Genomic DNA, 12,599 nt, shown 5'->3' with positions numbered 1-12,599 from the left:
TTTCTCCTGTGAGCACAAGTGACAATCCCTTGCAATTAAAGGTGACACGATACGTGTCAGGCGAAAAATAAGCCTGACGAGATAAGTGGCTAGTGTTTTTTATAGTCATGCCCAATAATGAAAAAGAAGGGGGTGTACAGATGCAAATCGGTGAAAAAATTAAGGAATACCGTCTGCGCAAAGAGTTAACTCAAGAACAACTTGGGACCTTGCTAAACGTGTCTCGCTCAACGATCTCAGGCTGGGAAGTGGGACGTAATTATCCAGATCTACGGATGATTGTGACACTCAGCGATTTGTTGGAGATATCCCTGGACACATTATTACGGGAGGATGTCAGCATGGTTGAATCAGTTTCAAAAAGCAGTAAACGAATGAGGTTTGTGATGAAAGGTATTTTGGCACTATCTGTCTTACTACTTGTTTTTATGGGAGTCAATTTATATTGGTATCGACAAGCGACCGCTCAATATAACGAGTTAGCTAGTTGGGAAACGTCACCGACAGGCTATACGCTAGCTGATATGGATGGGAAAACGATCTATAATATTGAGAAAAAAAGGCCGCGGTTTTTAGACCGACCTCAACCCTTGGCGATTACTACCACTCAACAAGGAATGATGTTAACGATGACCAGTGACAAACAAGTCAAACTATTATTGTTTGATTCACCTGTCTCTGATATTTGGCTGAACAAAGCTAATCAGTTTGATGAGACCTTAAACCAATCTGCTTATACCAAAACAACCAAAGCAGCAATTGTTGAAAGTCTGAAAGAACATCAGCAAGAAATCGATCAGTTGCGAGATAAAACAGAATTGATGTGGGCAGAAGTTAATTTCTAAAAAAACAGCGATTAATCGATAGGGATTAATCGCTGTTTTTAGGCGTGTCTTGGTTGGTCGATAATCATTAAACTACAGGTGCTGTGGCTGATGGTGACACCCTTTTGATCGGTGATGGTAATTTCCCAGACGTGGACTTTTTTCCCTCGACTAAGTGGTAAAGCGGTAGCGGTGATTGAGCCGAGACCTGTGCTTTTGAGATGACGGGTCTGGATATCCATGCCGACAGGTATCTTACCAGTTGATTCAAGTCCAGCTTTGGCCCCAAGACTGGCAGCTGTCTCGGCTAAGATAGCGGAGACGCCTCCGTGCATTAAGCCGTAAGGTTGCAGTAACTCTTTAGTGATCGGCAAGGAAAGAATGACTTTATCCCCTGATACTAATTCTTCTTTAATTCCTAAAAACTCCATCATAGTCATGGTTTCCCTCTTTTTATTAGTAGAAAGTATCTGATACTTTCCAGTTGATTGTTATGTGTGTTGTATCGTTTCATTAAACCACAAAAATGCTTTTCCTTCAAACTTTTAGGCGAAATCGTGTATAATATGGTAGTTATGGAAAGGAAGTTCAGCTGATGAATTGGACAACTATTAAAGAGTATCAAGATATTTTATTTGAAAAACAAGGGGCGATTGCGAAGATTTCAATTAACCGCCCGCAGGTGCATAATGCCTTTACACCATTGACTGTCTCAGAGATGATTGAGGCATTTACGATTTCAAGAGATGACGCCTCAATCAGTGTAATTATTCTAACAGGTGAAGGCGACAAAGCCTTTTGTTCTGGAGGAGATCAAAGTGTTCGAGGGAACGGTGGCTATATTGGCGAAGATAATATTCCCCGTTTAAATGTACTGGACTTGCAACGTCTGATTCGTGTTATTCCAAAACCGGTTATTGCCATGGTTAAAGGCTGGTCAATCGGAGGGGGCAATGTGTTGCAATTAGTGTGTGATTTAACGATTGCAGCTGATAATGCGGTCTTTGGGCAAACAGGACCAAATGTGGGCAGTTTTGATGCTGGTTATGGTTCAGGTTATTTAGCTCGTGTGATTGGTCATAAAAAGGCTAAAGAAGTCTGGTTCATGTGCAAACAGTACTCCGCTCAGGAAGCACTTGAAATGGGCTGGATTAACACGGTTGTGCCATTGGATCAAGTGGAAGCGGAGACGATTTCTTGGGCAGAGGAAATGTTGAAGAAGAGTCCGACAGCTTTGCGCTTTATTAAAGCAGCCATGAATGCTGACACAGATGGTTTAGCTGGTTTGCAACAATTTGCTGGCGATGCCACTATGCTTTATTACACAACCGATGAAGGCAAAGAAGGGAAAAATGCCTTTTTGGAAAAACGCGAGCCTGATTTCGATCAATTCCCTAAATTCCCGTAATCATGGAAAATTGGGTAATAAAACGCGGGCGTCTCAGCCCCAATCACATCGCATTAGTAGCTGATCAGCAGTGCTGGACTTTTCGTGAGTTGGCGGAGACAACTCTTAAATTAGCTACCAAGATCCATCACCAAGCTCCTGAATTAAAACGAGTGGCGGTAATTGGTGGGAATACCGCTGACTTTTATTTGCTACTGGCTTCCTTTCACCATTTAATGGTGGAAGTGGTAATCTTAAACAATCGCTTAAGCTCAAGTGAAATCCGTCAGCAAATCAATATTTCGCAAGCGGAGCTGGTGATTTATGAGAAGGAGTTTTCCCAGCAAGTAGCCACTCTTGAATGTCCAAACGTCGTCTTGGGAGATTGGCAAAGTTCAGGGGAGCTCACGGGTGATTTTGTGCCAGTTACTCATTACGAACCGTCACAGGTTAACACGATTATGTTTACCTCAGGTACTACTGGCGTTCCCAAAGGGGTAAAACAAACTTTTGGGAATCACTTGGCCAGCGCCTTAGGATCAGCGTTAAACCTAGGCATGTTACCTGAGGATCGCTGGCTGTTGACAGTGCCGCTGTATCATATTAGTGGCTATTCCATCATGAATAAAAGCCTTCTATATGGCAATACGGTGTATTTAGTTGGAAAATTTGAGCCGACATTAATTGGGGAACTAGTTAATACCGCACAGATCACTCATCTGTCTTTAGTGCCGACCATGTTAACGGCTTTATTGAAACAGCCAGCCTTCTTGAGCAATCGCTCTTTGCGCTGCCTTCTCCTAGGAGGAGCTCCCATGACCGCCCCTTTATTGGCTCAATGTCATAAAGCTGATTTACCTGTTATTCAATCATTTGGCATGACGGAGACAGCGTCGCAAGTATTGGCTTTAAACAGCCGTGATGCCAAGCGCAAACAAGGTTCTAGTGGTCAGCCCTTATTTCCTGTTGAAGTCAAAATTAGGGAGGGCGAAGCTGGCGTTGGCGAGATTTTGATTAAAGGTCCCAATGTTTCCCCAGGTTATCTGAATGGGGAGATGGCCAAAACAGCCGATGGCTTTTTTATAACAGGGGATTTAGGCTATTTGGATGATGAAGGATTTCTGTATGTGGTAGGCCGCAAGAAAGAGTTGATAATTTCTGGTGGCGAAAATGTCTATCCTTTAGCGGTGGAAAACGTCTTGCAAGCAGTGGTAGGCATCAAAGAGGCAGCCGTCATTGGCGAGGCGGATGATTATTGGGGGGAAAAGGTTGTGGCTTATGTGGTAACTCAAAATAATACGCCATTAAAAGCGATAGACCTGAACAAACAGATCGGCCCCCACTTAGGTGCTTTTAAGCGACCAAAAGTCTATTATCAAGTAGCGGCCTTACCTCGCAATTCATTAGGAAAATTACAAAAGAATCGGTTAACTCAATTGACCGTCCTTGACACTTACGTTCATGAATGATCAACCCCAACAGCTTCCCCGATAAGAGGGAAAGCTGTTGGGGTTGGTTTTAGTTTAAGGATAAGGCCATTTCAATCACTTGGAGAGGCTCGTGATGTTCAAGCAAGTAGACCACGTTCCCTTCCTGCCAAGTGAGCGTGTTAGCGCCCATAGCCCCCTCTTTATTGGAGACTTGCAAGTTGATTTGTCCCACTATTTTCGGGGCAGGGAGACTGACCTTTTCAAGTTGTGCCACAACCTCTTTGGCTAGTGGTAGTGGATCTTCCCCCTCTAAGTTAATGCCGCGAACCGATAAGGACCAGTTGCCCTCTTGCCAACTTAAGAAAACAGAGCCGGCACCAGCATCTTGATAACCAGTGATGGCGTGGCCTAAATCGACTGCTTGACCAGCGGTGTTAACTGGGACGTAGTTGACGGCTTCTTTTGCTTCTGCTTCAGTGGCGTAAGTTGTTTTGACGAAGCGGGCGATCGCTGTTAATGATTGTAATTGAGTATCATTTAAAGGAATAGGATGGTCTTCGGCGTAATAATTCACTGTTAGAGAATGGTCTTGGGTTATGGTGGCACTTAAGAACTGACCATCATTTGCCGTTAATATTTTTTGCGGTAAAGCAGTCGCTAAGGTTTCCGTCAATGATTTGAGTATCTCTTGAGCTTGTTTTTCCGGGTCGCTTATTGCTTGTTCAGATGCTTTAGAACTGGTCGAGGTGGTACTAGTTTCCCCAGTGGTGCTTTCAGAAAGTGAACTGCTGGCGGTGGATTCTTGGTTAGGTTCATTTGTTGGGTGTTGACAGGCGGTTAAAATCAGGGTAAAAACCAAAAGGACCCAGAGTAATTTATTTTTCATGATGATTCCTCCTTGTAAGATGACGGTTGTAGCAGTGCTAGCTTGGTTGGTGAAAGATAACAGAACCTTATGTTGAGTCTTTGACTATTGCGCTAATTCCATTGTATAACATAACGGATATTACATAAAATAATCGAATTGTCAGCCGAAATCACAAGGGGCGAAAGCAAGATCAAATCTGATCAGTAATGGCTTAATTAAACCGCTCCTAAGACATCAGGCTAAATCACATAGACTTTTAAAAATGAGAGTGTTACAATAGTTTAAAAAGGGGTGATAATTATACAAGGGAAGAAAATAAGATGGTGGTTGCTAACAGTTCTTTTTTCTTTGATACTACCCAATGTTGCTTATGCTGAGGACAATCAGGCGACGTATTTCGTAAAACCACTCCTAACTGAAAATCAGCGAAAAGATGTTGCCGATTATTTCGATATCCAACTAAGCCCAGATGGCAAGCAGACCTTGCAGTTGGAAATTCACAATAATACAGCTGAAAAGATGACTTTTGCAACGGTTATTGAAAATGCGATTACCAATGATCATGGGGTGATTGAATACCAGCATGACGCAAAGGAGTACGATCAGACCTTAAAACATCAGCTGACAGATCTAGCTAAAGTGGAGGAGACGATTGAGGTCGATGGAGGTAGTGTCGGAAAAGTAGAAGTCGCTGTGACGATGCCAGGAGAAACCTTTGATGGTATTGTTCTTGGTGGTATTCGGGTCTCGGAAAAATTATCCGAAGAAAACCAGAAACAATCAGGTATCAGCAACGTCTTTTCTTATGTTATTCCAATTAAACTATGGCAGAATGACACAGTCATCCCAAATAAATTAAATTTTAAAGGGGTCACAATTGGCCAACAAAGCTTTGAAAATGTCATTAAAGCCCGCCTGCAAAACCCCCAAGCTGCTATTTTGCGAGGGTTAACACTTGAAGCTAAAGTGTTTAAGAAAAATGGTCAAGCAGTGTATGAGGAAAAGCAAGAAGAGATGAAGTTAGCACCAAACTCAAGCTTCGATTATGCCATTTCATTAGGCACTAATGAATTTAAGGCAGGCAAGTATTATCTAGAGCTGACTGCTAAGGCAGAAGATCTTAATGAGACTTGGAAAGAAGAGTTTGAGATCACGGGGAAAGAAGCAAAAGAATTAAATGACGAACTGGTTTTCAAAAAACAAACCAATTTGGGAATCTATGGACTAGCTGCAGCATTTCTGGTGGCGGTGTTCGTTATAGGGTGTTTGTTATACAGGCAGAAGAAATGGCAAGAAAAGTCAAAAGAAACAATGGAGACTAAAAAAATGAAAAAAAGAAAACGGACTAAAAAACAGTCGAAAAAAGTATTGATTTTTTTATTAGCTGTATCAGGCTTCACCTTAGGTCACCGAGCATCGGCTGAAACTGAAGGAAACAACGGTCTCAGTGATGCCACGATTCTCATTAAGCCCAAAGAAACAGGTACCACAGAAACACAGTCATCATCGTCAACGACTGACGATACGACAACCAGTGACACTACCACTAGTGATACAACCACTAACACAACAACAACGGGTAAAACAACGACTGGTAAAACGACTAGTGGAACAACTGGTAAAACAGTCAGTACAGGTAAAAAAACATTGCCCCAAACAGGTGAGACAACAAACAAGCAACTGGTATCACTAGGAAGTGTCATTCTATTATGTGCCACGACCGTATTCATAAAAACAGAAAGAGGTAAACAGGATGAAGAATAAAAAAATGTTAGCAGGTTTAATAGTGGCAAGTACGGGAGCAATGTTAATTGCCCCAATGGCAGTTAACGCTGAATCAGGAACATCTGATGCATCTGTCATGATTAAAGAGGGAGGCACGACTGAACCTACTGGTGCTATTAGCTTTGTTGATGTGACAACCAGTGCCAAAATTAATTTTGCGGATACAACATTAACTGGTGCATTACTAACAGCGAAAGAAAACACACCAGGAACAGCTAAAATTAAGTTGTCAGACACACGCCAGAATGTAGCCAAAGAAGGCAAATATACTGTTAATGTTAGAGACATAACGACTACAGCTAATGGTTTTATTGAAAATGGTTTGAGCTTGAAACTAGCAAGTGCTAATGTTTCTGGTGGCGGTACTCACACGCACAACTCTCCAACAGTTGGTACTGGAAGTCAACTAGTCTTCAGCGGGAAATACGAAGCAGGCGTTAAAAATAAGGAAGTTACCTTAAATCCAACCTTAACAATCCCTGCATCATTAAATACAAGTGGTGAGTATTCAGCGAGACTAGAATGGACGCTGACACCTGAAATCTAAGAACAAAAGGAGATCATGATGAAAAAACATATTATTTTATTTAGTAGTGTATTAGTTTTCGGCGCAGCAGCCTTGACGATTGGCGGCTCTGAGGTGAGAGCTGAAGGAGTTACCCAAGAGACGATTGTACCGATTGAAGAAAAAGCAAAAGTTAAGGCATCAGCTGAGTTTTATGATAATAATAATATTGGCTACAGTGTAACGAATGCTACGACAAAAGAAGTGGCGATTGTTACTCATCGTTTAAATGGTTTACCTGAAAATTTAGTAATCCCGGAAAAGGTAAGTAATGATGGTATAGAATATACTGTAACAGAGGTTGCCGATCAAGGATTAGTTCTTTTCTCAGATGAAAAAGATACCGTAAAATCTGTGACTATTCCCAAATCTATTAAAAAGGTTGGCAGAGCCGCATTTTACAAACGTAAAATGATGGAGAGTGTCACCTTTAGTGAAGGGCTTAGTACTATTGGAATAAATGCATTTAGTGGTACTGGCCTCAAGTCTATTAGTTTGCCTAGCACTTTAATAACAATAGATAATCAAGCTTTTATGGGGTGCGAATCATTAACTAATGTTACTATGAAAGAAGGTATTGAGACAATTGGGACGTTTGCTTTTCAAAATTGTACGACTTTGAAGGCAATAGTAATACCAAATAGTGTCAATAATTTAGGAGCATATGCTTTTAATGGAAACAAGTCGTTATCAAGTGCAGTATTACCAGCAAATATAACTAAGTTAAGTCGTAATTTATTTTTTGATTGCGTACTATTGAAGACTATCAACATTCCAGATACTGTAACATCAATTGAAGATCAAGTTTTTGAAGGTTCTGGTTTGGTAGAAGTTAGATTACCTGAAGGGATAACTGTAAATGAAGCATTTGGTTATCAGGCATTTTTTGCAGATCATGTAGAAAAAATTACTTTTACTTCGGCCATTACAACGGGAATAGCAACTAATATTTTTAAAGCACCAATTAAAGAAGGTTTCATTTTTGATGGTTGGAGTGGGAGTAATGGTGAGTCGTATTTACAAAGTGAATTATCTACACCTGCTAGAAAGGGAGACATCACCTTAACTGCTAAGTGGAAACAAGATACTGAAACGCCAAAACCTTCCACAGGAACATCCGAAGCGACTATTAAGTTATTAGAAAAACAAGCAGTGGGATCTGTTAGTTTTGGTGCTATTTCAACCGATGCTAAGATGGTCTTTAAAGAAATCGTTTTAGATGGAACTAGCAAAACGACTGTCGAAGATGAAAGCCAGTCAGTTTCTAAAGTAAAAGTTAATGATACTCGTACGGATAAAAGTACTGGGTGGAAAGTTGGTGTCAATTACAAAGATACCAATTACCTTGATAAAAAAATGAATGTAACCTTAAAAGGTACTTCAGCAAATGCATCAGTTGTCAGCAACGTGTCAATCGATCAAACAAAGAAAAACTTGTTTACTAGCGGCACAGCTAAAGCTGAAAATTACGAGGTTAAGTTGAATCCAACTTTAACAATTCCAGCAAGTTTTGAAGCAACAGGTAGTCAAACAACTCAAATAGAGTGGACGTTGGAAATGGAAGTTGAATAGTTAAATTTTTGCAACACATTGATGAAAATGAAAGAAACACAGATGAATCTATCTGTGTTTTTTTTTGGAGAAAAATAGAAAGAAATCGCTAGTTCTATTAAAGATCCTTATAAAAAATGTTGATCGTAATTATCTGTTATTGTTTAGTGATAAAAAAATGTTCAAACGGCTTACACTGATAGTTTAGCTATCGGGAAAGCGAATTTCATTAAGTGGAATAATTGTTATTAAAAAGATCTCATTTTTGAACAAGATAGGAAAAGAGTTGCATTGCATTTTGAGATTGTGATATTTTTATTTTGTTAAAGGGAGTTCAGGTAAGTTGAATTAATAATTTTTAAAAATAAGGAGGATTTTAGTGATGAAAGGGTTTGGAAAGGTGCTCGTGGTTTTAGGGGTGTTTATTTTAGGGGCTAAGAGTTTTGAAACGGTATATTCTGCTGAGCAATTGAAAGAGCCTTTATTTTCAGAAGAAGCATTAGAGCCAGTTAGTGAAGAAATACATAATGATGAAAAAAAGAAATTTTCAAAGAAAGTAATAGTTTTACCAGAAGAGGAAGTTGTCAAAATTAAAGTAATTCAAAAGAACTACAATGAGGCAATGAATATACCAACGGTTAGTAAATTTACTAAAAATCCAATTTTGGAGAATGGTGTATATGATTTAGGGACATTTAATCCAGTTATTCAGCAGACTTTGAGCAAACAACTTAATTTTTATCGGGAGCTTGCGAACCTGAAAGCTATTCCACTTTCAACAGCTGATGTTTCTTTTGCTCAACATGGTGCCATTGGAATGGCTTCAGTTAGAACACAAACACATGGATTGGCAAGTTTAACTAAGCCGAATGATATGCCGCAAAGTTTTTGGCTTACGGCGGGAGAGTCGGCTAGTGCATCAAATATTCATTCATCAATAAAAGAGTATTCGTTAAATTACCATTTAGATAGTTTTATTACTGATTATGGAAATAATAAGACCGCGGGACATCGTGCTGGAATTATGGGAATGCAAGCTGTATCGTTCGGTGCAGGTTACGCGAAATCTTCTAAAGAAGGCTTTAATTCTTCTGAAAATTTTTATACCTCACTGTATACGAAAAGTGATTATAAAGGCATTGCTGGAAGATATACCGATGATTTTATTACTCAATGGCCAACACAAGACTATTTTCCGCTTCAATTATATAATCGTGAAAACCCATATAACACTGATGATTATAAAAATAGTACAGATCCAGCTAAAAAGAGTAAATACGAAAAAAATATGCGATGGTCTATTCATTTTAATGAAAAAAAATATAGTATTACTGCTAATCCAGAAGTTGAAATATTGAATCAACGGACGGGAAAAGTTGCAAGAGTAACAAATGATTCCAGTGGTGGTGAAGTTTCGGTGAGGAATGCGGTGCCAGGATATTATGCAACAGGTGGCTATTCATCGTTAATATTTAAGCCTAACAACGATTTTCAAATAGAAAGTAATACGAAATATACGATTACTGTTAAAGGGGTTATGAAAGATAGTCAACCCTTCACCTATCAATATACTACTCGTATGATTGACGTGGATGATACTTATCAGAGTACCAGTGTTCCCTTAACAAAAATAGATGTTACTTCTCAAAATAAATGGGCGATGAAAGTTGGCGAAAAGAGGGAACTAGGCATAAAAGTTTATCCTGAAAATGGAACTTTAGGCAACGTTGACTGGAAGTCGAATGATAATAGTCTTGCAACAGTTGATAGTAATGGTGTTGTAACTGCGAAAGGGGAAGGGATTGTACAAATTAGCGCAAAGACTGGTAATATAGAAAAAAGTATAGCTTTTATTCACATAGAAAAACCAACTGGAAAAACGTTAAGCAGTGCTAAGACAATCCAGCTAGGAAAAACTTATTTTGAAACTAATACATCGGGAACAGACTATCTAGCTCTTCCGATAGAAAAAAATGAGCTGGGCTATATTGTGACAATTCAACGCGAGGATAAAAAAACAATGGCCTCACTCGATTTGTTGGCTTCAAACAGTAATAAGAGTACTACTTCAAAAGGTGATGAGAGATTTGGACAGAGAACACGAAAAACAATAGAGGCGACAGATTATTATTATTATGATGTCAGTGAGTTGCCAAATGATATGACTAATTTAATAATTCCTATAAAAGAAATTGGAAATTATAAAGTGAAAATATGTAACTATGTTAAGGAGTATGGTGAGTATTTTAGTATTGTAGAACAATTAGCAAGGAATGACTATCATAATGTTTTTAATTGGTCTTTTAATACCAATTTGAATGATACAAGTGAAAAATGGATAGATACAAGTGCAGTCCGTTTACTTGCATTTAGAGAGAGTGAGATTCTGCCACTCCTGGAACCTGAGGAATATTGGGAGCCTGAAGTGAGTATACCTGGTCTGGAAGAAAATCATATTTTAGGTGATTTCTATTCTAATGAGTTATCAATTAGGGAGGAAGGAAAAACTAAATATTTCAATATAGATAAGTATGAAATATATGCGAACCCTAATAATAGGCTTATTGCAGGCCAATCAAAAATAATTTTCAAAAATTTGATTACGGGTAAAGAATATATCCAAGAAGTAAATGTAATTGAGAAGTTTGTAAACTATCCCGCAAAGATGGAAATAATCGGGCCGGAAGGTGGTAAACTTAAAGTGGGAGAGACATTTACGTTTAAGGTAAGTGTCTCCCCAGAAAATGCTATTTGGGATGGAGATATTGAAATCGTAAGTAATGGTAAAAGGATAGGCCGTTCTTTTGATGGAAAACCACTTGCAATAACAGCAGAAAGTAAAGGGACAATGGAAATTAAAATTAGTAATAATAGTGGCAAAAATTCGACTTTAACTGTTGTAGTAGAATAATGAAATAGAAGCAATAAATTCTTGTAAATCTAAGAATTTATTGCTTTTTCCATACTCTAGAAAGGGCACTTGACTAACAACCGTTCTCGATTTCTAAATCATCTTAGTTGCTTTTTCACTCAAATTAAGTTATGATAGATCAATCGTTGACTTGTCAACGGTTGTTAAGTCAAGTGAATCGAGGTGAAGAAGGTGGAGCAAAGTAAACAATCAGAAGAGCTGTTGTTTCTCTTAAAAAGTTTAGGCAACCAAATGACTCAATGTTTTGAGCGGAAAACAGATATTAGCTTAACCCGTTATGAAATCTTGCAGATACTCGCAAAAAAAGAGCGAGTCTTGCAGGGGGAGTTACAAAAAGTATTAAAGATTGATCAAGGGGCTGTGACGCGCCATCTCAAAATATTAGAAGAGAAACACTATGTCACTCGGGAACGAAATCCACAAAATAACCGGGAAGTTTACGTTCAAATAAGTCCGGCGGGACAAGCGATTATTCAAGGATGTCAAACCAATAAAAAAGCAGTTCTCGAACAGTTTTATCAGGGAATTAATGACGCTCAAAAAGCGGAATTAATAACTGTCTTAGGGATCATTTACCAAAATATCACCACCATGGATTAAACCAAAAAAGAAAGAAGCGAATAAAATGAATGCAAATTTGAATGATATTATTAAAGGACGTAAATCAGTGAGAGCCTATGATCCCACTGTCAAAATATCGAAAGAAGAAATGACGGAAATCTTAAGTGAAGCGACATTAGCCCCTTCTTCAGTGAACATGCAACCTTGGCGCTTCGTTGTGGCAGAAAGTGATGAAGTGAAAGCTCAAATGCAACCATTAGTTCGCTTTAATACACGTCAAAATGAAACAGCGGCGGCAATGATTGTGATTTTTGGGGATTTAGAATGTTATGAATACGGTGAGGAAATCTATGAAACAGCCGTAGCAGAAGGAAAAATGTCTGAAGAGGTGAAGGAGCAACAGTTAGCCACTATTTTACCACTGTATCAACAGTTACCAAAAGAACAGATGAATGACATTGTCAAGATTGACGCCAGCTTGGCCGCCATGCAATTGATGTTAGTTGCGCGAGCTCATGGCTATGAAACGAATCCGATTGGTGGCTTTGAGGCGAAGGAACTGACCGAAGTCCTTGGCTTGGATCCAGAGCGTTATGTTCCAGTGATGATCGTCTCAATTGGAAAAGCGGCGGAAACAGGTTACAACTCTATTCGCTTGCCAATTGAAACCTTTACTACTTGGAAATAAGGAGAAAT

At 39.1% G+C, this 12,599-nt stretch carries 11 protein-coding genes; 9 read left to right on the top strand and 2 right to left on the bottom strand.

The window, feature by feature from the left end:
- Positions 1 to 140 precede the first annotated feature (140 nt).
- Positions 141 to 845, top strand: a complete 705-nt coding sequence (locus tag I6N95_RS16215; RefSeq protein WP_209529860.1) for a helix-turn-helix domain-containing protein — start codon at positions 141 to 143, stop codon at positions 843 to 845.
- Positions 846 to 883: 38 nt separating this feature from the next.
- On the opposite strand, the gene I6N95_RS16210 is transcribed toward I6N95_RS16215, so the two are convergent.
- Positions 884 to 1,264: a PaaI family thioesterase gene (locus tag I6N95_RS16210; RefSeq protein WP_209529858.1), complete on the bottom strand. Its 381-nt coding sequence runs from the start codon at positions 1,262 to 1,264 to the stop codon at positions 884 to 886.
- Between the two features lie 155 nt (positions 1,265 to 1,419).
- Between I6N95_RS16210 and menB the strand changes: the two genes are divergently transcribed.
- Positions 1,420 to 2,232 carry a 1,4-dihydroxy-2-naphthoyl-CoA synthase gene (gene menB, locus I6N95_RS16205; RefSeq protein ID WP_430727546.1) on the top strand — a complete coding sequence of 271 codons (813 nt, stop codon included), beginning with the start codon at positions 1,420 to 1,422 and terminating at the stop codon, positions 2,230 to 2,232.
- Positions 2,233 to 2,234: 2 nt separating this feature from the next.
- Complete coding sequence (menE, locus tag I6N95_RS16200) at positions 2,235 to 3,680, top strand: o-succinylbenzoate--CoA ligase (RefSeq protein WP_209529856.1); 1,446 nt, start codon at positions 2,235 to 2,237, stop codon at positions 3,678 to 3,680.
- Between the two features lie 49 nt (positions 3,681 to 3,729).
- On the opposite strand, the gene I6N95_RS16195 is transcribed toward menE, so the two are convergent.
- The gene (locus tag I6N95_RS16195) at positions 3,730 to 4,527 is read right to left on the bottom strand and encodes a hypothetical protein (protein WP_209529855.1); all 798 of its coding nucleotides are present in this window, start codon (positions 4,525 to 4,527) and stop codon (positions 3,730 to 3,732) included.
- A 273-nt stretch (positions 4,528 to 4,800) separates the two neighbouring features.
- Between I6N95_RS16195 and I6N95_RS16190 the strand changes: the two genes are divergently transcribed.
- From I6N95_RS16190 to I6N95_RS16165, 6 genes are all read left to right on the top strand, one after another.
- A complete protein-coding gene (locus I6N95_RS16190) occupies positions 4,801 to 6,273 on the top strand; it encodes a WxL protein host-binding domain-containing protein (RefSeq protein WP_209529853.1) in 1,473 nt (490 codons plus the stop codon).
- Positions 6,263 to 6,841: a hypothetical protein gene (locus I6N95_RS16185; RefSeq protein ID WP_209529851.1), complete on the top strand. Its 579-nt coding sequence runs from the start codon at positions 6,263 to 6,265 to the stop codon at positions 6,839 to 6,841. The genes I6N95_RS16190 and I6N95_RS16185 overlap by 11 nt, the downstream gene beginning before the upstream one ends.
- 18 nt (positions 6,842 to 6,859) lie before the next feature.
- On the top strand, positions 6,860 to 8,431 hold the full coding sequence (locus I6N95_RS16180) for a leucine-rich repeat protein (RefSeq protein ID WP_209529849.1): 1,572 nt from the start codon (positions 6,860 to 6,862) through the stop codon (positions 8,429 to 8,431).
- A gap of 361 nt (positions 8,432 to 8,792) precedes the next feature.
- A complete protein-coding gene (locus tag I6N95_RS16175) occupies positions 8,793 to 11,321 on the top strand; it encodes an Ig-like domain-containing protein (protein ID WP_209529847.1) in 2,529 nt (842 codons plus the stop codon).
- A gap of 192 nt (positions 11,322 to 11,513) precedes the next feature.
- Complete coding sequence (locus I6N95_RS16170) at positions 11,514 to 11,942, top strand: MarR family winged helix-turn-helix transcriptional regulator (protein ID WP_347340570.1); 429 nt, start codon at positions 11,514 to 11,516, stop codon at positions 11,940 to 11,942.
- A gap of 25 nt (positions 11,943 to 11,967) precedes the next feature.
- Entirely contained in the window at positions 11,968 to 12,591 is a 624-nt protein-coding gene (locus tag I6N95_RS16165; RefSeq protein ID WP_209529846.1) for a nitroreductase family protein, read from the top strand.
- The last annotated feature ends 8 nt before the right edge of the window (positions 12,592 to 12,599 follow it).

This window comes from Vagococcus allomyrinae, assembly GCF_017829975.1.
GTDB classification, from domain to species: Bacteria; Bacillota; Bacilli; order Lactobacillales; family Vagococcaceae; genus Vagococcus_D; species Vagococcus_D allomyrinae.
Note: the sequence above shows the minus strand (reverse complement) of the source record. Positions and strands in the feature narration are given on the sequence as shown.

Excerpts from the sequence above, each read along its gene's own strand:
- I6N95_RS16215 (WP_209529860.1), top strand. The coding sequence starts at position 141 with ATGCAAATCGGTGAAAAAATTAAGGAATACCGTCTGCGCAAAGAGTTA.
- I6N95_RS16210 (WP_209529858.1), bottom strand. The coding sequence starts at position 1,264 with ATGACTATGATGGAGTTTTTAGGAATTAAAGAAGAATTAGTATCAGGG.
- menB (WP_430727546.1), top strand. The coding sequence starts at position 1,420 with ATGAATTGGACAACTATTAAAGAGTATCAAGATATTTTATTTGAAAAA.
- menE (WP_209529856.1), top strand. The coding sequence starts at position 2,235 with ATGGAAAATTGGGTAATAAAACGCGGGCGTCTCAGCCCCAATCACATC.
- I6N95_RS16195 (WP_209529855.1), bottom strand. The coding sequence starts at position 4,527 with ATGAAAAATAAATTACTCTGGGTCCTTTTGGTTTTTACCCTGATTTTA.
- I6N95_RS16185 (WP_209529851.1), top strand. The coding sequence starts at position 6,263 with ATGAAGAATAAAAAAATGTTAGCAGGTTTAATAGTGGCAAGTACGGGA.
- I6N95_RS16180 (WP_209529849.1), top strand. The coding sequence starts at position 6,860 with ATGAAAAAACATATTATTTTATTTAGTAGTGTATTAGTTTTCGGCGCA.
- I6N95_RS16175 (WP_209529847.1), top strand. The coding sequence starts at position 8,793 with ATGAAAGGGTTTGGAAAGGTGCTCGTGGTTTTAGGGGTGTTTATTTTA.
- I6N95_RS16165 (WP_209529846.1), top strand. The coding sequence starts at position 11,968 with ATGAATGCAAATTTGAATGATATTATTAAAGGACGTAAATCAGTGAGA.